This window comes from Hymenobacter sp. GOD-10R, from assembly GCF_035609205.1.
GTDB lineage: Bacteria > Bacteroidota > Bacteroidia > Cytophagales > Hymenobacteraceae > Hymenobacter.
In genome coordinates this window covers 4,801,176-4,821,176 of the sequence record NZ_CP141184.1, presented here as the reverse complement: position 1 = coordinate 4,821,176, position 20,001 = coordinate 4,801,176, and the positions used below count along the sequence as shown (strand labels likewise).

The window sequence follows — 20,001 nt, the reverse complement described above, 5'->3', positions numbered from 1 at the left end:
CTTTAGTTAAATAGAGGGTAGCATTAGTCTGAAACAGTTGAAACCACCCATTCAACATGCAAAGCACAGCACCCACCATCACCACCCCACCCATGCCCGAGTCAGGATTCAATCCTAAGCCGACCAAAATGTCTCCCACGCCCTACCGCGTTATCATCAGCGGCGGAGGCACGGGCGGGCATATTTTTCCGGCGGTGGCTATTGCCAACGAGCTGCGTCGGCGGCAGCCCGAGGCAGAAATTCTGTTTGTCGGAGCCAATGGCCGCATGGAAATGACCCGCGTCCCCGAAGCCGGTTACGAGATAATAGGACTTGATATTAGTGGCTTGCAGCGTCGCCTGACGCCGCAAAACTTATTGTTCCCAGTGCGGGTATTCCGCTCAGTGCGCAAAGCAGGTAAACTGCTCGAAAGCTTCCGACCCGATGCTGTCGTCGGGGTAGGAGGATATGCTTCGGCGCCAGTACTGATAGCGGCTACTTCGCGGGGCATTCCGGCGCTTATTCAGGAGCAAAACTCCTACGCTGGCCTCGTCAACAAGCTGCTGAGCCGCCGCGTCGACCGCATTTGTGTGGCCTACGAAGGCATGGAAAAGTTCTTCCCCGCCACCAAGCTCGTGCTGACCGGCAACCCCGTACGGACGGAAATTGCGGGCGGCAGCAGAATCGAAGCGTTACAATTTTTTGGGCTTTCGCCAGAGAAGAAAACGTTGTTGGTAGTAGGTGGGAGCCTAGGTGCCCGCACCCTCAACCAAGCTACCGCCGCTGCATTGTCGCGCTTGCGTGAAGCCGGAGTGCAACTCATCTGGCAGACGGGTAAATTGTATTATCCCGAAGCCCAGCAACAAGCCGCTGACTACGCGGAAGCTGGGCTGAAAGTGCTAGAGTTTGTGAAACGCATGGACCTAGCTTACGCCGCCGCTGATGTGGTGATATCCCGCGCCGGTGCATTGTCGGTGTCGGAACTGTGTCTCACGGGTAAGCCGAGCATTCTGGTACCCTCGCCGAACGTGGCAGAAGACCACCAGACCAAAAACGCATTGGCTTTGGTAGAGCGTCAAGCGGCTCTTTTAGTGACCGATGCTGAAGCGCCCGCCAAGCTTTACGATCAAGCCCTAGCATTACTAGCGGACCCAGCTCGCCAGCAACAACTCAGTCAAAACGTGCGCCTCCTCGCACATCCCGATGCCACAACGGCTATTGTGGACGAACTATTAGCTCTGATGGACCGCGCATGAACCCGGTAGCAGCCTTTCCTTACGTCTATTTTCTGGGCATTGGCGGCATTGGTATGTCGGCTCTGGCGCGGTGGTTCCAAGCAAATGGGCACCAAGTCAGTGGCTATGACAAGACCAGCACGCCACTAACCGAAGCATTGGCGGCGGAAGGCATTGCTGTGCACTATGAGGATGCGGTAGAAAGCATCCCCGCCGAAGTTCGAAATAACAGGGAGCAAACGCTCGTCGTACTCACGCCCGCTATTCCGGCCAACCACCAAGAGTGGGCGTGGCTGCGCGAGAATGGCTACGATATCCGCAAGCGCAGCCAAGTGCTAGGTCTGCTGACGGCTGGGCAGCGTACTATTGCCGTTGCGGGTACCCATGGCAAGACGACTACCTCGTCGATGGTGGCACACTTGCTCCATCATGCGGGCGTGCCGTGCGCAGCGTTTCTGGGCGGTATTGCCGTGAACCTAGGTTCTAACCTGTTATTGCCTCCAAAGGCCGAAGGCGAACAATCGGCCAATGTGCCGGTAGTAGTCGAAGCCGACGAATACGACCGCAGCTTCCTAACGCTGTACCCCGACGTAGCCATCGTGACCAGCACCGATGCAGACCACCTCGATATCTATGGTAATAAGGAGGCGTTGGTAGATTCTTTCCGCAAGTTCGTGGGGCAGATCAAGCCTGGTGGGTTGTTACTACTAAATCATACCGCCGACCCTAGCCTAGCCGATGCCGTGCCGACTAGGGTGCGCGTGGTACGCTATGGCTTGGAGGCCGCGCAAGCCGCCGATCTGTACGCGACTAACATCACGGCGCAAGGTCATCAGTTCCGATTCGATCTACATGGCCCCCTGGGCGAAGTGGCCGATTTGGTACTTGCGGTGCCCGGGTACCACAATGTGGAAAATATGTTAGCAGCTTCTTGCGTGGCGCAATTAGAAGGTGTTCAGGCGGATAAGCTGAAAGCTGCTGTAGCGGCTTACAAAGGCGTAAAACGTAGATTCGAATTTATCGTAACAGCGGGCCGGAAAGTATATGTAGATGACTATGCTCACCACCCGCGCGAAATCGAGGCGTTCTTACGTTCTCTGCGGGCGCTCTATCCTGAGCAGCGCCTTCGCGTCGTGTTTCAGCCCCATTTATTCACCCGTACCCGCGACTTTGCGCTGGGCTTCGCCGAAAGCCTGAGCCTAGCCGACGAGGTGGTGATGCTGGATATCTATCCAGCCCGGGAGCTGCCCATAGCGGGGGTGACGTCGGATATGATTCTTTCGCAGGTAACAGCCCCGCGCAAGACCTTACAAACCAAAGAACAGGTGTTGGCAACTGCCAAGACTGATACCGATTTTGACGTGCTGGCGACTGTCGGCGCGGGTGATATTGACCAACTTGTACCACACTTACGAACTATCCTAACGGAGCGCTGGAATGGAGCTGAAGCGTAAAGCAAATAATCTGATTTTCGCTACTGTGTGCCTAGTGCTGCTCACGGGGTTAGCGGTGTTTGCCGGGGTTCGGCAAGCTAGCCGACCTGTGAGCAATGTTATCGTGAACATCAGCAATGAGTTCAACAACTACTTCATTAGCGAGAAGGAGGTAACGGCGCTACTAACCCACAACGGCCAGCAGCCCCTGATAGGTGCTGAACCCAGCGAGCTAGATCTAAAAGCGCTGGAGGCTCGCCTGCGTGCTCACAGCTTTGTGAAGGATGCGCAAGTGTACCGCGACCTAGCCGGTAACCTGCACGCCGATGTACGGCAAAACCGCCCCATCGCCCGTCTCACGCACAACGATACCCGCCTTGATACCTACCTCGATATGGAAGGCCAGCAACTGCCGCTGTCGCCGCTATTTACCGCCCGGGTAGTACCCGTATCGCGGGTGAGCGGCCCACCGTTGCAGCCTGGATTTTTTCGGGACTCTACTGGGCAGCGTTATTTAGAATTTCTGCGCTACATTGATGAACATCCGTTCTGGCGTGCCCAGGTGGCGGAGGTATTTATCGCGCCGAATGGGAAGGTTTCTTTTACTCAACAAGTAGGAGACCAACGTGTCGAATTTGGCTCTCCTGATAATATTTCAGAAAAATTCGCGAAACTAATGGTATTTTACCGGCAAATTCCGCCGGCCCTGGGTTGGGACACGTACCACCGTGTCAATGTCGAATTCAAGGACCAGATCATTTGCGAATAACCGAACTCCCGCTACGACGCGCAGCTATGCGTTTTCGAAGAACAACCTCTTGCAACTAAATTATCACTCTCTCTCGCCCGTCTCTACCCATGCAAAACGATAAGATTGTAGTCGGCCTCGACATTGGCACCACTAAAATTTGCGCCCTAGTTGGGCGAAAGAACGAGTTTGGCAAACTTGAAATACTCGGCATGGGCAAAGCGGTGTCGGAAGGCGTCGTGCGTGGCATCGTGTCGAACATCGATAAGACCGTTGATGCCATCAAAAAAGCTATCCGTCAGGCCGAGGAACAATCAGGTATCAACATTGGCGTAGTCAACGTAGGTATTGCCGGGCAGCATATCAAAAGCTTGCAGCACAACGGCAGCATCACGCGCGCTTCCTCAGATAACGAAATCACTGTGGATGACGTGAACCGCTTGACCAACGACATGTACCGCTTGGTGACCCCACCCGGTTCGGAAATCATCCACGTAATGCCCCAAGACTACAAGGTGGATTACGAGGAAGGTATCTTGGATCCTGTGGGCATGTCGGGCGTGCGCTTGGAGGGCAACTTCCACATCATCACGGCCCAGAGCACGGCTATTAACAACATTAATAAGTGCGTAACGAAGGCCGGGTTGGAAATCGACAACCTGATTCTGGAACCTCTATCATCGAGCATGTCGGTGCTGAGCGAAGAGGAGAAGGAAGCTGGTGTAGCCCTGATCGACATCGGCGGTGGCACCACCGACCTAGCTATCTTCAAGGACGGCATCATCCGCCATGCGGCTGTTTTGCCCTTTGGCGGCAACATCGTGACCTCTGACATCAAGCAAGGTTGCTTGGTGATGCAGAACCAGGCCGAGCAGCTAAAGGTGAAGTTTGGTAAAGCTATTGCTGAGGAAGCCAGCGACTACGAAATCGTGAGCATTCCAGGCCTGCGCGACCGGGCTCCAAAGGAGATTTCTCTCAAGAACCTAGCGCACATTATTGAGGCGCGGATGGAGGAAATCATCGAGTTGGTATACGCTGAAATTCAGCGCACTGGCCATGGCGATAAGCTAGCGGCTGGTATCGTGCTGACTGGCGGTGGCTCGCAACTGCAGAACCTCGTGCAGCTAACGGAGTATATCACTGGTATGGATACTCGTATCGGCTACCCCAACGAGCACCTAGGTAAGAGCAAAATTGAGGCGGTGAAGTCGCCGATGTACGCTACTACCGTTGGACTCGTGCTGTCGGGTTACCGCTCTATTGATGAGCGCGTAACTCGCAGCTACGAAGAGGAGCCGCAGCTGCCTGCGTACCGTCCGGCCCCTGAGGTTCGCCCCACACCGCCGCCCGCGCCTACGCAGCAGCAACAACAGCCCGAGCAACCTGCCCCGCCGAAGAAGACTTCGGGTGCTGGCAAGTTCTTCATGGACATCATCAGCCGCACAAAAGGGTTGCTGATTGACGATTTTGACGATAAACAATACTAGTTTAAAGGCTAAATTGTCAAGTTGTTGAAGTCTGAATTAATTGAATAGTTGTTTTTAGCTCAACCTAAGAAGTCAGCCATTTAATCATTTAGCTATTCAACAATTCTGTCATCTATCATCTGACCTGTCAACAATGAATTATAAATTCGACATCCCGGCGCAATCCAACTCGATCATCAAGGTGATTGGCGTGGGTGGGGGCGGCTCCAATGCCGTCAACCACATGTTCAGCCAAGGTATCAAAGACGTTGAGTTCGTCATTTGCAACACCGACAAGCAGGCACTGCAAAGCAGCACTGTACCTAATAAACTTCAAATTGGCGTTGACCTAACCGAAGGGCTAGGTGCTGGCGCTAATCCGGAGCGCGGTAAGCAAGCGGCTATTGAAAGCCGTGAGCAAATCCGCGAGTTGCTTAGCAACGGTACTAAGATGGTCTTTATCACGGCCGGTATGGGCGGTGGTACGGGTACAGGTGCTGCCCCAGTTATTGCCAAAGTGGCCAAGGAGCTAGGGGTACTCACTGTGGGTATCGTGACGGCGCCCTTCATGTTTGAAGGCAAGAAGAAACGTCAACAGGCCGAGCACGGCATCAAGGAGTTGAGTGAAAACTGTGACACAGTTCTAGTGATTCTCAACGATAAGCTTCGCGAGATCTTCGGCAACCTGCCTATTCGTGCTGCTTTCGCTAAAGCGGATAATGTGCTGAGTACGGCGGCCAAGAGTATCGCGGAAATCATCACGGTAACCGCCGAGGTGAACGTGGACTTTGAAGACGTGAAAACGGTCATGAAGGACAGTGGCGCTGCCGTTATGGGTAGCAGCATCACGGAGGGCGAAAACCGCGCTCATCGTGCTGCCGAGGAAGCTCTGGCTTCGCCGCTGCTCAACAACACCGACATCCACGGCGCGCAGAAGATTCTGCTCAGCATCATGTCGGGCGACCAAGCCGAACTGGAAATGGATGAACTCACCGAAATCACGGAGTACATCCAAGACAAAGCCGGTCAGGACGCCGAGGTGATCTTCGGTCACGGCATCGACTCGACCCTTGGTCAGAGCATCCGCGTAACGGTTATTGCGACGGGTTTTGCGCGCGAAACGCACAACATCAGCATTCAGGGGCTAGGTACGAGAGCTGAGTCGGGACCCGATCCGCAGATTAACCTGTTTGACAAGGATCGGCAGGATGCACCAGCACCCACAGTGCCTACATTCAGTGCGCCTGCTCCCGTAGCTGCTGCGCCTGAGCCGCCCAAGGTAACGTTTGACTTAGAAACCTCACCTTACTCGGCACCTGTACCGCCTGTAGCAGCGCCTTCGTCGCCTGCTCCGGAGCCGGTAGTGTACCAGTCTGCGCCGCAGCAACCGGCCCCGGCACCTGCTCCCATGCCTGCTCCACGGCCTTCGTTGGATGCTCGGGCGGAAGAGCGCCGTCGCCGCTTGCAGGAACTAAGCAATGGTCTTTCTAACGACGCTATCAAAGACCAGTTGGATACGCCGGCTTACCTGCGTCGCCATGTGAAGCTGGAAAACGTAGTGCCATCAAGCGAGCGGAACATCTCGCGCTTCAACCTTTCTGATGACAACGAGCTGCTAGGTGACAACCGTTTCCTGCACGACAACGTGGATTAGGTTTAAGCAATAACAAAAAAAGCTAGGCCATCTGGAGAATCTTCAGGTGGCCTAGCTTTTTCTTACGCTTACCATTAGCGCTGTCCGTTGCTGGTCGAATCCATGAGTTGTGCATGGTTCATCTTGATCGGATCGGCTCTTTCCGGATCGGCAGAGGTCGTTAAAGGATGCGAGGCTACCGAGCATGCCGTTAGGAGCGTGAGTAGCGAAAGGCAAAAAACGCGAGTAAGGTTCATGCAAATTAGCGAAGCGAAAGGGTGGTTGAATAAGGATTAAGTGCGGCGTAGTAGACGATTCAGCGGTTGTTCTACTGCGTAATAGAGTACAATAGCTAGAATATTTAGAATGACAAAAAGCTTGCCCGAATTTTCTGTCCAGTTCGTAGCTAGCCACTTTTGTATAAAACCCATGTGAATAAGGTAAAAAACGTAGGAACTTTTGCCCAGAAGCTGCAGCGGCGACGAAGCAAAGAACCGTCGAAGCCAGGTTGGCTCAGTGAGTAATCCGGCAAAAAAAGTGACGATGCCGCCGGGGAGTACCACGTTGTTGAGTGCAGCACCGAACGGGTGTTCCTGTCCGTAGCTGTAGCCACCTTTCGTCCAAACCATACCTCCTAGGGCGGCGGCCATCACTACTAAACCTAGGCTTGTTAGCAAGCCCGGAAAAGAGTATCGCCGAATACGATCTTGGCGATACCAAAACGCAAGCTGCATACCCGCGTAGAACTCAAAGCACCGCCCGAAGAAGGTGTAGAGTAGAACAAATTTGAAGTTCCCGAATAAGCCATGGTGGTGCAGCTGACCAACGGTAAGAACGAGCAAGCAGCCAACCGCTAACAACAGGAAAGGCTGGACCCACAACTTGATTCGCTTACGTAGCAGCATAAAAGCAACCGGGGCGAATAAGTAAAAGCACTCTTCTACGGTGAGCGTCCAACCTTGCGCGATACCCGAAAACTTCATCTCATCGAAGAAACCGCGTAAAAAGAGAACGTTGAACAACCAAGTCCGAAAGACGAAAACTCCTTCTGTTTGAAAACGCAGTAGGAAAAAGGCGCAGGTCAGCAGGAAATACATTGGGTAAATCCTGGCAAAACGGTTGCGTAGGTAAGGGCCCCACCACGACCAAGTCCATTGCTCTGAGCCATAATAGCGCAGCGTGATTAAGAACCCGCTAAGCACGAAGAAAATGGACACACCGATATGAAACTCCAGCACAATTCGCTGTAGGAGCTGAGGTGCACCCTCGGATTGGAATGGGTTAAAATGGTGTAAAAAAACCAAGTAAGCCGCCAAAGCCCGCACACCCGTTAGTGCAGGCAAGTACGTTTTCGCGCGAGTAGTAGATGGCGTAGGACTAGGTGGAGGGGAAAGAAGCGACATGCCGGACAGATACATCCGCAAGATAAGATTCCGACCTAGGTCTCTATGGTTTGAATGGGTCTGAAAAGCGCGGGTCCTGAATAAACGTCGAATCCGTTAGGGTACCTAGGAAGGCAATGATCTGCTTTTTCTGAGTTGCTGTGAGTGTCAGCTGATTGCTAAAGGCGGAGTTAGCGGCATCTAGCATATTCGGATCGATGTTCGGACTGGCGAGCTGCACATGGTCGCTATAATGGTCGAGTACCTGCTCCAAGGTTTGGAAGCGGCCGTCGTGCATGTAAGGTGCTGTTAGGGCAATATTGCGTAAGGAAGGGGCTTTGAACTTGCCGTTATCGAAGCTTTGCTTCGTGACGCTACCTCGACCTAGGTCCGTGAACGTGGCGTCGAGGCCGTTGTTGAAGAAGTCGCGGGCGGTGAACAGGGGAGCGCCGTGGCAGTGAAAGCAGTTGGCGCCTGGCAGCGTAACAGCTACCGGATGGGTGTTGAACAAGGTCAGGCCCTGTAATTCGGTTTGCGTAAGAGCCGTCCGGTCGCCGTTGTTGTACTTGTCGAACCGTGAGTTCGCTGAAACCAATGTGCGCTCAAATTGCGCTAAGGCCTTCAGTACATTCTCTTCCGTGATAGTCTTGGAGCCAAATGCCTGCCGGAACAGGGGAGGGTAGAGGTCCGTTTGTTGCAGCTTCGCCACCCCGTCGGCCAATGGTTGGTGAAGCTCCACCGCATTTTCGATGGGGATGCGGGCTTGCTGCTCCAACGTCGTGACGGCGCCATCCCAGTTTAAGCTGGTTTCCCACAACACATTCGTTAGCGACATCGCGCCGCGTGGGTGCTGCTGTCCATCAACGCCCAGCGCGCGAGCCCGCCCATCGGTGAAGGCTTTGCTCTGCTGGTGGCAGCTGCCGCACGACATGGTGTTGTCGCGCGACAGTTTGGTTTCATAAAATAGAAAGCGACCTAGCTTCACACCCTCCTCCGTCAGCGGATTATCAGCCGGTACCGTTACGCTCTGCGGAAACTTACTGGGCAGCACCAAGCTGTACGGCGTTGTCACGACCGGCGTATCATCCTCCGACTCTTGCTCCGGATCCGTCTTGCTGCACGCTGCCAGCAAGAAGAAAACGAAGGCCAAGGCCCAGAGCCAAGAAGAAACACGCGTAAGGCTAGGCAACATAAGCAAGGCAAGAGTGTACTTCAAGATACAACTTCACGCGTACAACACAGCCAGCTACAGCTGGGTTTCACGCACACAAAGCTGTGTTCTAACGTGCTTCTCGGCGCAAGATTGTCGGCCTCTTTACTCTTGTTTTCTTTTCAATAAGTACTTGGTCTGCTTAAAGCTGTAGCCTACCGCTAGCACGAAGCGGCCTGCACTGGCAGGGTGGTCGGTCATGGCTGTGTACACGGGGAACTGCATGCTAGTGTTCAGTGAGAAATTCTTGTAGTACACATCAAGGCCAGGCCCCAAGAGAGCATTGTTCATCTCATGTTCGCCGGTGAGCCGCCCTTCTAGCTCTTCGCCATCCGTTTTTTCATAAAAGAACTGAGCGGAAGGGTACACCTGCCAATTCTGACCTAGGGGCAAGCGGTAGAACAGGCTGGCGAACGTAGTAGTGCTAGGGGCAATGCTATTTTCGAAACGGTTGCGCGAGGCTACCCGGTAGCTGCTGTTTACGCTTAAGCCTAAGCTACGCCAGCTGCCGATGTAATTGGCATACACGAAACCATCGGTGGTGCCCGTGCCTACTTGGTTCAGTAACGGGTAGCGCTTGCCATCCTGGTTCACGCGCTGGAAGTTGCCAGTTGGTAGCTTGAGGCCGCCGCCTACAATTAAGCGGCTTTGCACGCCTGCCGTTTCGATATTGCGAATCAGGTGGTAGCCCGCGAAAACCGTCACGTCACCGATGCCGGAAGCGTTCAACTGCTTGCCGTTAATCTGGGAAGTGTTCATCACGTAGGGTACAAAGGCATTCAGCTCCACTCGTTGAGAGAGGAAGTATTTGCCGCGTACTTCAATCACGCGAAAGGCTTCGTAGTCGTTCGGGTCGCCTTTGTGTGAGTGCTCGTAGCCCGTATCGTTGTTGAGGTGAGCAGGGAAAAAAGGCCGCACGCCATCCGGAAAGAACTGCGGCGTCTGACCTAACTGCCGGTAACCATTGAAGATACGGTAACGGTGCATGATCGAGACGCCACTCTGGTTGTCATAAGGCGTGATGCCCATGAAACAGCCGCAGATATCGCAAGCCTGACTCTTAAGGCTAAGCGAAAGGAAAAAAGGCAGAAGGAGGAAGAATTTTTTCATGAAGCTAGCTAGAAGCATCAATGTTGAGTGGAATAAACAAGCTGTTGCGTCGCGCAGAACACAGCGTCAGCGCTAAGGCTGACGCTCAGCCAAGCGCTTATCCTTAGTGAACTGCTCATCCGTAAGTGTCGCCAGAAAGGCGAGCAAGTCGCTTTTTTCCTGCGCCGAAAGCGCAATACCTAGGCGGCCGTTGGTTTGTCGCAGCAGCGGATCAAGCGTGGGGGAGTCAACCACCCCTTTGTCGTAGTGGTCGAGCACTTGCGCTAGGGTCTGAAAGCGACCGTCATGCATGTAGGGCGCCGTCAGCATTACGTTGCGCAGCGAAGGCACTTTGAACCGACCCTGGTCGGCGGGCAAACTGGTGATGTGGGCCCGCCCGGAATCAGCCGCAAAAGATTTATTTAAGCCATTGTTGCGAAATGATTCGTCGCTGAACAGATCAGTGGCATGGCAAGCGGCGCATTTTTGCGCTACCAACGTACGGCCACGTAGTTCTGTCTCGTTAAGTTGCCCGCCTGCCTCTTGGCGCGCATAATGATCGTAGCGTGAATTAGCAGACGTGAGTGACGCCAGGAATTGCGCGAGAGCTCGCAAAAACTGTTGCGAATTAATAGGCGATTGACCATATACCTTAGCAAAACGCTCCTGGTACTTGGGGTCAGCGTTGAGCTTGCGCAGCACGTTTTCCAGCGTCTCATCCATTTCCACTGGGTTAGTTATGGGCGCCAGCGGCAGCATCTCTAGGTTTTGAGGTCCCCCGTCCCAGAAGAAAGTCTTCTTCCAGCGAAGGTTCTGTAAAGCCGGCGCGTTGCGCGTCCCCAATAGGCCATCGACGCCGTGACTTACCCGATGATCGGCGTGGGCAAATGCCGCATACTGCTGGTGACAGCTGCCACACGACACTTGATTGTCGCGCGAAAGCCGAGGATCATAGAACAACGTACGACCTAGCTCGAAAGCCTCCTGCGTGGGCGGATTAGTTTCCAGCGTGTAAACGGGGGCCGGAAAATTAGTAGGAAGTAGTGCGCCCGGGACCGTTTCGGGTTGCAGCACATCCGCGTCTGGCTGGCAACCAGCCAGGCATCCTGCCAGCCCAGTAGCTAGCAGGATGAATCCTAAGCGTAACACCGCTGCTAATTGGCGTGGATATGATCCACGGTAAACATACCTGCGCTGTAGTTATTGGCTACCCGTACCGCATTAGCGCCCGCACTGTGGCTCGTGCTACCAGTATCTGCGAAACGCATTCCGGTAAATAGCTTCAGCACATCGGCGTGAAAGTGAATTTCCGGGCTATGATCAGTGCGCACCATTACGGTCTTGCCATTGAAAGAAGGCGAAACGGTGCGGATAGCATTGTACGGCTTCATGAAGCCACCAACGTGAAAGACCAGTGCTTTGCTCGGCGACTCGGGAGAGGTACCTTCCATCTTTAGGAAGATGTAGCCGGTATTCCAACTCCAAAACATGTTGTTGGAAGGATCTAGCGCCCCTGTTTGTGCACCAAATACATTGTGCAAGCTGTCAACACCAATGGTGAAAGTGATGCCTGTGTAATCACCAACGGGCACATCCGGAATGGTGAAGTGATGCGAAGCGGCATCCGACTCTTTCACCAGATAATAGCTTTCGGGCTGTACAAAGGCGCTGCCATCGGCTTTGGTGAGCTTGATGTTGGAGATATAGTAGTTGAATGTTGTAACCGTGAAATGGTCGCCAGCTTCCGTCGTGTAGTTACCGGTGTTTAGAGCTAGGGGGGAAGTGCCCACCATGTTCTCCATCTCGACGTCTAGCGTGCCTGTGGTGGTAGTGGGCGAGGAGTCGTCTTTGTCGCAGCCAGTAAAGGTAATAGCGCTAATAGCCAGCGCTATCCAAAACGCGGGGAGTTTAGAGAAAAGCATTTTTCGAGAAATCTTATCGGGTAAGTAGAAAACGCAGACGCGCGCGGCTACTCAGGAGTAGCCGCAAACCGCGAGGTAAAGCGGAGTTCAGACCCGAAAAGAAGGAGGATGAAAAATGCTGTGTGTAGGTGTGAATCCGTAAGCTTCTGCCGTTGGCAGCGCATACGGGCGTGGCGATGATGGCCACCAAACCGGCTCATTGATAAACGAAGTCAGCGGCGCTAAGGCTTCGTACTTTACTTTGGTAAAACCTGCGGGAGCTTTGCTTTCACTTTCGGCGGCTTTGCGGAGCTGTTTGGCCAAATGGCACTTGCCATTGCAGTGGAGCTGAGGCCTAGCTTTGTTCACGCAAAAAAGCTCCGTGATTCGCTCCTTGTGCACTTGGTAGTCCAATACCATCAACTCCTGACTGAACGTCTGGAGCAGAATGAGAGTGGAAAGAAACCAAGCGAAAGCACGCGTCATGCTGTAACAGCAGGTGGTTGAAGGAACAAAGATAGGTGCTGCACCTAGGATGCAAGCTGCCGCGCAAATTTTGTTGCCGAAAACTCGAAACTAAAAAGCAAGAAGTTGCTCGGCTTGTTCCGCCAACAACTGTTTGTACAGCAGATTGGTAAGCTCACCTTCTGGGGTAAGATGCTGGTCGAGGAAAGGTAAGCGCACTCGAGTAGGGAGCACCGCAGTACCTAGGTACATCAAGATGTCGGTCATGTGGCTTAAGGCCAGCAAACCACCTTGGCTACCAGTACCTAGCCCAATTAGTGCTGCCTTTTTTCCCCGAATGCCACCAGGGTAGGGGAGACCATCAATGAAGGCTTTCAGAACGCCCGGGTATGAACAGTTATACTCTGGCACGACGAATACCAGCTTATCAGCTTCGTTGGCTAGCTTGATGAGTTGGTTGAACTCTGGGTGTTGGCCCACCTTATCGTAAAGTGCGCTGGTAATAAAGTCAGCTGGGAGTTCCGCTAGATCGAGCAGTTGGTAAGCAGCACCACGCTCATGGAGCAGGTTAGCATATAAATGAGCGATGCGAAGTGCGCGTGAATTGGGTCGGTTGGTGCCCGCGATGATAGTAATCATTCAGCGTGTGTAGTAGAGAGAAGTTACCCCATAACAGTTAAGCGCGCAGTTTGGCTATATAATGACAGTAGCTAATGCGAAAAGTCTCAACATTTAGTTGGTGAAGTTGGGTACAGGGCAATAAAAAAGCGAACCAGTTAGCTGGTTCGCTTTTTTATCGAGTGACAATCAAGCGTTAAGCTAGGTTGTTAGAAGTAGCTTTTGCCGAAATAAACTCACGGTTCAACAAAGCAATGTTTTCCAGCGAAATGCCTACGGGGCACTCAGCAGCACATTGGCCGATGTTGGTGCAAGCACCGAATCCTTCTTTGTCCATCTGAGCAATCATGTTTTCTACGCGAGTTTTGCGTTCTACCTGACCTTGTGGTAGCAAAGCTAGTTGCGACACTTTTGCCGACACGAAAAGCATAGCCGACGCGTTTTTGCAAGCTGCTACGCAGGCACCGCACGCAATGCAAGTAGCTGCCTCGAAAGCACGGTCAGCAACAGGCTTCGGAATCGGAATTTCGTTGCCATCGGGAGCACCACCCGTGTTTACACTCACATAGCCACCCGCCTGAATGATACGGTCGAAGGCCGACCGGTCTACGCTTAGGTCACGGTTAACAGGGAAAGCATTCGCACGCCAGGGTTCGATGGTGATAGTGTCACCATCGTTGAACTTACGCATGTGAAGCTGGCAGGTAGTAGTACCTTTCTCCGGGCCGTGCGCACGGCCATTGATAAATAAGTTGCACGATCCGCAAATACCTTCGCGGCAGTCGTGGTCGAACGCTACTGGATCTTCTCCTTTGTGGAGCAGATCTTCGTTTAGTACGTCCAGCATCTCCAGAAAGGACATTTCTGGCGAGATATCTTTTACTTGATATTCCACGATTTGCCCTTCAGCATTGCGGTTTTTCTGCCGCCACACTTTCAGGGTAAGGTTCATGGGTTTGGCATTCGGGTTACTTCCAGCCATTTTATATGGAATTTTGAATTTTGAGTTTTAAATGTTGAATGAGTTAAGGAATGAACAATGAATAGCTGCTTAGCATTCGACTGCCTAGCAGCTATTCAAAATTCAACATTCAAAATCCAACATTACTTATAGCTGCGCTGCGTGAGCTTCACGTTCTCGAACTGAAGCTCTTCCTTGTTCAGGATTTCGGGCTTGCCTTCGCCAGCATATTCCCAAGCTGCTACGTACGCAAAGTTCTCATCGTCGCGTAGGGCTTCGTTTTCAGGAGTTTGATACTCCTCACGGAAGTGACCCCCGCAGCTTTCTTTCCGGTGCAGGGCATCGTCTACCATCAGTTCGCCTAGCTCGATAAAGTCAGCTACACGGCCAGCGTTTTCGAGCGCTTGGTTGAGCTCTTCGTTCGTACCCGTTAGCTTCAGGTCGCTCCAGAACTCTCTGCGCAGCTTCTGAATCTCAGCTTTGGCGTGTTGCAAACCTTCTGCATTACGCGCCATACCGCAGTACTCCCACATAATGTGACCAAGAGCTTTGTGAAACTCGGTTGGAGTCCGGTTGCCTTTGATGCTGATCAGTTTGTTGATCCGCTCGCGAACTTCTGCTTCGGCTTGAGCGAAAGCGGGGTGCTGAGTCGTAACCGGCGTTGGTGCCGTTTGAGCTAAGTAATCACCAATGGTGTAGGGGATTACAAAGTAACCATCAGCCAAGCCCTGCATTAGTGCCGAAGCACCTAGGCGGTTAGCACCGTGGTCAGAGAAGTTACACTCGCCGGTAGCATACAGACCTGGAATCGAGGTTTGCAGGTTATAGTCAACCCAGAGGCCACCCATGGTATAGTGTACCGCTGGGTAGATGCGCATCGGCAATTCGTACGGGTTTTCGCCGGTGATCTTCTCGTACATCTCGAACAGGTTGCCGTACTTCTGGCTCACCTTATCGGCACCGTCGCGCTTAATCACGTCGGCAAAGTCGAGGTATACAGCTAGGCCAGTTGTTCCTACGCCGCGTCCTTCGTCGCAAGCCTGTTTGGCGTTACGGGAAGCCACGTCGCGAGGAACAAGGTTACCGAAAGCTGGATACTTACGCTCCAAGAAGTAATCGCGCTCCTCCTCAGGAATCTGACGTGGGTCGCGCTTGTCACCTTTTGCTTTGGGTACCCATACGCGGCCGTCGTTACGCAGCGACTCCGACATCAGCGTTAGCTTCGACTGGTAATCACCTGATACTGGGATGCAGGTCGGGTGAATCTGCGTAAAGCAAGGGTTAGCGAAGAAGGCACCTTTCTTGTGCGCACGCCAAGGAGCAGTTACGTTGCAGTACTTAGCGTTTGTGCTCAGGTAGAATACGTTGCCATAGCCACCCGTTGCCAAGATTACAGCGTGTGCTGAGTGCGTTTGAATCTCACCTGTAATAAGGTTACGCGTCACGATGCCGCGGGCTTTGCCATCTACTACCACCAGATCCAACATTTCGGAACGGGTATAGAGCTTCACTTTGCCGTAAGCAACCTGCCGGCTCAGGGCCGAGTAGGCACCAAGTAGCAACTGCTGACCAGTTTGGCCACGGGCGTAGAACGTACGGCTTACCTGCGCACCACCGAACGAACGGTTAGCGAGCAACCCGCCGTATTCACGGGCGAAAGGTACCCCTTGTGCCACGCACTGGTCGATGATATTCACCGATACCTGAGCCAAACGGTACACGTTAGCTTCACGGGCGCGGTAGTCACCACCTTTAATCGTATCGTAGAACAAGCGGAACACAGAGTCACCGTCGTTCTGGTAGTTTTTAGCTGCGTTGATACCCCCCTGTGCCGCAATAGAGTGAGCACGGCGTGGTGAATCGTGGTACGTAAAAGCTTTTACGTTATAGCCTAGTTCGGCTAAGGAGGCTGCCGCAGACGCGCCAGCTAGGCCCGTACCGACAATGATAACGTCGTATTTCCGCTTGTTAGCAGGGTTTACGAGCTTAACGTTGAACTTATGCTTCTCCCATTTCTCGGCCAATGGGCCCTCGGGAATTTTGGAATCCGGTAGCATCTTAATGAGCGAGTTCTGGTTTGAAGAAGAAGAAATACAACGGCATAGCGGCAAAACCAGCGCACACCAAGATGGCGAAGGCGTAACCGATGACCCGAATCAGAGGCGTGTACTTGCGGTGGTTCAAGCCAAGCGTTTGGAATCCGCTGCGGAAACCGTGGATGAGGTGGTAGCACAAGGCCACCTGTGCCGCTACGTAGAGCAACACGTACCACCATTGCTTAAAGGAACTATACACAAGCGTGTAGAGGTCCGCGTTGTTGTTGATATCGGGATCCAAATCGCCGAAACGAGCCCGATAGAAGAAGTTGTACATGTGTACCAGCAAGAAGAGCAGAATGATGGTGCCGAGCAGCGCCATGCTGCGCGAATACCAGGGACTGTTCTGGCTAGGACGGCTTTCAACATATCCGACCGAACGAGCTGCCCGATTTCGGACTGCTAGCGTATACGACTCGTAAATGTGGAAAACGAAACCCAACAACAGCACCCACTCAACAGTGCGGATGACCGGGTTGGTGCCCATGAAGTGTGAATAAATGTTGAAGGCGGCGCCGCCGTCATTCTTGAACAGCTGAAAGTTGCCAATCAGGTGGACCACTAAGAACGAGCATAGGAATAAACCCGTAATGGCCACCACAACTTTGCGGCCGATGCTGCTGGAAAACGTATTACTAATCCAACTCATAGGAGCTACTAGTAGGTAAAGAAACGTTGGTTATAGTGGTCAAAGGTAAGCGCGGACTATGTACGAAACAATCCAAATTATTCGTTTGGGTAGTACATGAATCAATCTTAAACCCCCGCCGTTAAGGCTTACTAGTTTTACTCTAACCTAGCCCCTTACTTTTTTGTTAGATTTCTCGACGGCTTTTTTGCTCTTTTTCATCCCTCTGCACACAACCTGATCTTCTATGATTCTTTCGCTACCTGCTCCTAACAGGCGGTTGCTGCTGGCATTGTGGATAAGCTTATCCTGCTTGCTGCTCTTAGCGCGCAACACCCAAGCTTCCCACTTACGCGCCGGCGACATTCAAGCCAAAGTGGATACAACGGCGGGCCGTAATCCACGCCGCATCTTTTTTAAGATGATCTTATATACGGATAATTCTCCCTCGAGCGTCAGGCAACCTACTGCTACTATCTTTTTCGGTGATGGTACTAGTAGCGGGGTAGATGCTATTAAGCGCTCTACGGCTGACCCTATTCGCATATCGAATAGTACTGACCTCAACATCTATTACTTCGAGCACACTTACAACGCTGTTGGAACGTACACGATTAGCTTTATTGGGGAGAACCGTAACCGGGACATTCTGAACATTCCGGATTCTTTTAACCGGTCATTTTACATCTCCACGACTATCGTGATTGACCCTGCGTTGGGACTAAACCGGTCGCCAATTCTAACAGCACCGGCCATCGACCGCGCTGCTCGCAATCAAGTGTACTTGCACAACCCAGCTGCTTTCGACGCTGATGGCGACTCCTTGAGCTATCAGCTAGTGCGCTGCCAATACGTGCCTGAAGGAATTGAAGGCACCGCATCACCTACTGGCAACAACCGGCCAAACAACCAAGTTTGCCCAGGTTATACTTACCCTGACGATCCTAGCTTTGGCGGCACCAGCGTCCCTTATAGCGGCCCGCCAAGTGACCCCGGCGGGAATACTGTACGGTTTTCGCAAGATGTGCGAACGGGGCAAATTGTGTGGAATTCGCCATTCCGGCTAGGGTATTATAACGCCGCTTTTGTGGTGAGTGAATGGCGTCGTGTAGCAGGAGCGCCCGCCCGCCGCATTGGGCAAGTAATTCGCGACATGCAGATTATCGTGGAGAACAGCGAGAACCTGCGGCCACTTCTCAAAATACCAAACGACACGTGTGTGGTGGCGGGAACAACCATCACTCGCACTATTACGGCTACCGATCCCGACCGAAACCCGGTCACCTTATTTGCTTATAGTGGCATCATTCCTCCAGCTACTTTCCGACAAACAACATCGGGGCCACCCACGGCACGCGGAACATTTACCTGGACGCCCAATTGCAATAATATCGCAAGCGAGCCAACGCAGATCGTGTTCAAGGCGCAGGATGTTCCAACTTCTGGCTCTCCGCTGATCGACGAACGGGGTTGGCGAATTACGGTGATTGGGCCAGCTCCGACGGGGCTAACCGGTCAGCAGAACGCAACGATTCCGCCCTCGGTGACGCTACGCTGGAATCGGTACCTAGCCGACTGCGTAGGCCGCGATGGTATCCAGCTCCTTATCTTCCGCAAAGAAGGCTGCACGAACTTTACTCCTGACGCATGCCAGACAGGCTTGCCCGCTTCATTGGGCTATGTGCAGGTGGGCTCTGTAGCTAAAGACACCCAGCAGTTCACCGATACACAAGGCTTAGAGCGAGGTAAGACGTACTCGTATCGGATCTACGCCACCTTCCCGCTGCCTGGGGGAGGAGCTAGCTTAGCCTCACAGGAGGTTTGCGTGACACTAAAAGGCAAGAGCGCGCTGCTCAAAAACGTGACAGTAGACCAGACCAATACTACAACTGGTGCTATTACTGTGCGTTGGACGGCACCTAAGACGGGCTTAGATGGTGTAGGTTTTCCAACTCCCAGCAGCTACCGCCTCTCGCGGGCGGTGGGGCAGAGCACTACCAACTTCACATCCGTATTCACCACCAGTAACCTCGCCGACACGAGCTACGTGGACACGGGACTGAACACGCAGTCTAACGCGTATACCTACCGCCTAGAGTTCTTTGTGGGTGGCATCCCTGGGCAAGCCGGCGCGCAGAGTGAGGCTACGCAGCCTGCCTCGAGCGTGCGCTTAACTGCCGCCGCCAACCAAACAGCTACGCAGGTGAACTTGACCTGGACGTACGCGGTGCCATGGACCAATGCAGGGCGGCCTACGTTAGTCTTCCGTCGCAACCCAGGTAGCACCACCTTTGTGCAGGTTGCCAGCGTAACGGGCGGAGCTACTGGCGGTAGCTACGTGGATCAGGGTACGGCAGCGGCACCCCTGCAGAAAGGACAGACCTATTGCTACTATGTGCAGACCGAGGGTGGTTATGGGTTGCCCGGCAACTCTTACCTGAACACGCTGATCAACTTGAGCCAGCAACAATGTGTGGTACTGGCGGCTATACCGTGTCCGCCAGTGTTGCGCTTAGTGAACAATTGCGACAGCCTCAATGCAGTGGTGAGCAGTCGTTCTGGGGTGTTCCCGCGCCCAGGAGAGACGTACACTAATCTCCTGCGTTGGAACCTAGACACGAATGCACCCGCAGGCTGCGTCACCGATATTGCTTATTACCGCATCTTCTCGCGGGCTGCTAACGAGACGCAGATGAGCTTACGGGATTCTACCCGTGCCCCCGGTATCACTAGCTATGACGACAAAGGACTGCTGTCGCAAGCGGTGTGCTACCAAGTGCAAGCAGTGGACGTACGCGGGCAACGCAGCGCCCTTAGCGCGGAGGTATGCGCCGACAATTGCCAGCTGTTTGTGTTGCCCAACATCTTCACGCCCAATGGTGACGGGCTCAATGACACGTTCCGGCCGAAGGTATCGAGCCCGTTGCGGCGCATTCACTTCACAGCCTTCAACCGCTGGGGCGTGAAGGTGTATGAGAGCCAAAATAATCCCCTCATCGACTGGACCGGCGACGGCACCAATGGCGAAGGAACTAGCGGCGGCAAAGTCTCCGATGGCTTGTACTACTACCAGGCCGAGGTGGAGTTTGCTGACCTGAACGGCACCAAGAAAACCTTCAAAGGTTGGGTGCAGATTAACCGCTAGCTAGGTATGGTA

At 53.3% G+C, this 20,001-nt stretch carries 17 protein-coding genes; 6 read left to right on the top strand and 11 right to left on the bottom strand.

Going from position 1 to position 20,001, the window contains the following annotated elements; all coding sequences use genetic code 11:
• The first annotated feature begins 128 nt into the window (after positions 1-128).
• The 5 genes from murG to ftsZ all read left to right on the top strand — a co-directional run bounded on the left by murG (position 129) and on the right by ftsZ (position 6,515).
• Positions 129-1,235 carry an undecaprenyldiphospho-muramoylpentapeptide beta-N-acetylglucosaminyltransferase gene (gene murG, locus SD425_RS19085; protein WP_324679573.1) on the top strand — a complete coding sequence of 369 codons (1,107 nt, stop codon included), beginning with the start codon at positions 129-131 and terminating at the stop codon, positions 1,233-1,235.
• Positions 1,232-2,668 carry a UDP-N-acetylmuramate--L-alanine ligase gene (murC, locus tag SD425_RS19080; protein ID WP_324671597.1) on the top strand — a complete coding sequence of 479 codons (1,437 nt, stop codon included), beginning with the start codon at positions 1,232-1,234 and terminating at the stop codon, positions 2,666-2,668. Before murG ends, murC begins: the two co-directional genes overlap by 4 nt.
• The gene (locus SD425_RS19075) at positions 2,652-3,416 is read left to right on the top strand and encodes a hypothetical protein (protein WP_324671596.1); all 765 of its coding nucleotides are present in this window, start codon (positions 2,652-2,654) and stop codon (positions 3,414-3,416) included. The genes murC and SD425_RS19075 overlap by 17 nt, the downstream gene beginning before the upstream one ends.
• 89 nt (positions 3,417-3,505) lie before the next feature.
• Positions 3,506-4,882, top strand: a complete 1,377-nt coding sequence (ftsA, locus tag SD425_RS19070) for a cell division protein FtsA (RefSeq protein ID WP_324671595.1) — start codon at positions 3,506-3,508, stop codon at positions 4,880-4,882.
• A 133-nt stretch (positions 4,883-5,015) separates the two neighbouring features.
• The gene (ftsZ, locus tag SD425_RS19065; protein ID WP_324671594.1) at positions 5,016-6,515 is read left to right on the top strand and encodes a cell division protein FtsZ; all 1,500 of its coding nucleotides are present in this window, start codon (positions 5,016-5,018) and stop codon (positions 6,513-6,515) included.
• A gap of 74 nt (positions 6,516-6,589) precedes the next feature.
• Here the strand turns inward: ftsZ and SD425_RS19060 are convergent, their stop codons facing one another.
• From SD425_RS19060 to SD425_RS19010, 11 genes are all read right to left on the bottom strand, one after another.
• On the bottom strand, positions 6,590-6,751 hold the full coding sequence (locus SD425_RS19060; RefSeq protein WP_324671592.1) for a hypothetical protein: 162 nt from the start codon (positions 6,749-6,751) through the stop codon (positions 6,590-6,592).
• Between the two features lie 36 nt (positions 6,752-6,787).
• Positions 6,788-7,897: an acyltransferase gene (locus SD425_RS19055; protein ID WP_324671591.1), complete on the bottom strand. Its 1,110-nt coding sequence runs from the start codon at positions 7,895-7,897 to the stop codon at positions 6,788-6,790.
• 43 nt (positions 7,898-7,940) lie between these two features.
• Positions 7,941-9,068, bottom strand: a complete 1,128-nt coding sequence (locus SD425_RS19050) for a cytochrome-c peroxidase (RefSeq protein ID WP_324671590.1) — start codon at positions 9,066-9,068, stop codon at positions 7,941-7,943.
• 123 nt (positions 9,069-9,191) lie between these two features.
• A complete protein-coding gene (locus SD425_RS19045; RefSeq protein ID WP_324671589.1) occupies positions 9,192-10,196 on the bottom strand; it encodes a hypothetical protein in 1,005 nt (334 codons plus the stop codon).
• Between the two features lie 72 nt (positions 10,197-10,268).
• Positions 10,269-11,324, bottom strand: a complete 1,056-nt coding sequence (locus SD425_RS19040) for a cytochrome-c peroxidase (RefSeq protein ID WP_324671587.1) — start codon at positions 11,322-11,324, stop codon at positions 10,269-10,271.
• A 5-nt stretch (positions 11,325-11,329) separates the two neighbouring features.
• Positions 11,330-12,097, bottom strand: a complete 768-nt coding sequence (locus tag SD425_RS19035) for an MbnP family protein (protein ID WP_324671586.1) — start codon at positions 12,095-12,097, stop codon at positions 11,330-11,332.
• An 87-nt stretch (positions 12,098-12,184) separates the two neighbouring features.
• A complete protein-coding gene (locus SD425_RS19030; RefSeq protein ID WP_324671585.1) occupies positions 12,185-12,562 on the bottom strand; it encodes a hypothetical protein in 378 nt (125 codons plus the stop codon).
• 90 nt (positions 12,563-12,652) lie between these two features.
• Positions 12,653-13,180 (bottom strand): NAD(P)H-dependent oxidoreductase, encoded by a 528-nt coding sequence (locus SD425_RS19025; RefSeq protein ID WP_324671584.1) that lies wholly within the window; start codon positions 13,178-13,180, stop codon positions 12,653-12,655.
• 175 nt (positions 13,181-13,355) lie between these two features.
• Positions 13,356-14,111, bottom strand: coding sequence for a succinate dehydrogenase/fumarate reductase iron-sulfur subunit (locus SD425_RS19020; protein ID WP_324679572.1), 756 nt, complete (start codon positions 14,109-14,111; stop codon positions 13,356-13,358).
• Positions 14,112-14,263: 152 nt separating this feature from the next.
• Positions 14,264-16,177, bottom strand: a complete 1,914-nt coding sequence (locus tag SD425_RS19015) for a fumarate reductase/succinate dehydrogenase flavoprotein subunit (RefSeq protein ID WP_324671583.1) — start codon at positions 16,175-16,177, stop codon at positions 14,264-14,266.
• Between the two features lies 1 nt (position 16,178).
• Complete coding sequence (locus SD425_RS19010; protein WP_324671582.1) at positions 16,179-16,865, bottom strand: succinate dehydrogenase cytochrome b subunit; 687 nt, start codon at positions 16,863-16,865, stop codon at positions 16,179-16,181.
• 226 nt (positions 16,866-17,091) lie between these two features.
• Here SD425_RS19010 and SD425_RS19005 point away from each other — a divergent pair, with 226 nt between their 5' ends.
• A complete protein-coding gene (locus SD425_RS19005; RefSeq protein ID WP_324671581.1) occupies positions 17,092-19,989 on the top strand; it encodes a gliding motility-associated C-terminal domain-containing protein in 2,898 nt (965 codons plus the stop codon).
• Positions 19,990-20,001: the final 12 nt, after the last annotated feature.

What these genes read in the sequence shown, in the direction of transcription:
- SD425_RS19075 (WP_324671596.1), top strand. Translation starts at nt 2,652, where the DNA reads ATGGAGCTGAAGCGTAAAGCAAATAATCTGATTTTCGCTACTGTGTGC.
- murG (WP_324679573.1), top strand. Translation starts at nt 129, where the DNA reads ATGTCTCCCACGCCCTACCGCGTTATCATCAGCGGCGGAGGCACGGGC.
- SD425_RS19025 (WP_324671584.1), bottom strand. Translation starts at nt 13,180, where the DNA reads ATGATTACTATCATCGCGGGCACCAACCGACCCAATTCACGCGCACTT.
- ftsA (WP_324671595.1), top strand. Translation starts at nt 3,506, where the DNA reads ATGCAAAACGATAAGATTGTAGTCGGCCTCGACATTGGCACCACTAAA.
- SD425_RS19020 (WP_324679572.1), bottom strand. Translation starts at nt 14,111, where the DNA reads ATGAACCTTACCCTGAAAGTGTGGCGGCAGAAAAACCGCAATGCTGAA.
- SD425_RS19010 (WP_324671582.1), bottom strand. Translation starts at nt 16,865, where the DNA reads ATGAGTTGGATTAGTAATACGTTTTCCAGCAGCATCGGCCGCAAAGTT.
- SD425_RS19035 (WP_324671586.1), bottom strand. Translation starts at nt 12,097, where the DNA reads ATGCTTTTCTCTAAACTCCCCGCGTTTTGGATAGCGCTGGCTATTAGC.
- SD425_RS19045 (WP_324671589.1), bottom strand. Translation starts at nt 10,196, where the DNA reads ATGAAAAAATTCTTCCTCCTTCTGCCTTTTTTCCTTTCGCTTAGCCTT.
- SD425_RS19015 (WP_324671583.1), bottom strand. Translation starts at nt 16,177, where the DNA reads ATGCTACCGGATTCCAAAATTCCCGAGGGCCCATTGGCCGAGAAATGG.
- SD425_RS19030 (WP_324671585.1), bottom strand. Translation starts at nt 12,562, where the DNA reads ATGACGCGTGCTTTCGCTTGGTTTCTTTCCACTCTCATTCTGCTCCAG.
- SD425_RS19050 (WP_324671590.1), bottom strand. Translation starts at nt 9,068, where the DNA reads ATGTTGCCTAGCCTTACGCGTGTTTCTTCTTGGCTCTGGGCCTTGGCC.
- ftsZ (WP_324671594.1), top strand. Translation starts at nt 5,016, where the DNA reads ATGAATTATAAATTCGACATCCCGGCGCAATCCAACTCGATCATCAAG.
- SD425_RS19005 (WP_324671581.1), top strand. Translation starts at nt 17,092, where the DNA reads ATGATTCTTTCGCTACCTGCTCCTAACAGGCGGTTGCTGCTGGCATTG.
- SD425_RS19055 (WP_324671591.1), bottom strand. Translation starts at nt 7,897, where the DNA reads ATGTCGCTTCTTTCCCCTCCACCTAGTCCTACGCCATCTACTACTCGC.
- murC (WP_324671597.1), top strand. Translation starts at nt 1,232, where the DNA reads ATGAACCCGGTAGCAGCCTTTCCTTACGTCTATTTTCTGGGCATTGGC.
- SD425_RS19060 (WP_324671592.1), bottom strand. Translation starts at nt 6,751, where the DNA reads ATGAACCTTACTCGCGTTTTTTGCCTTTCGCTACTCACGCTCCTAACG.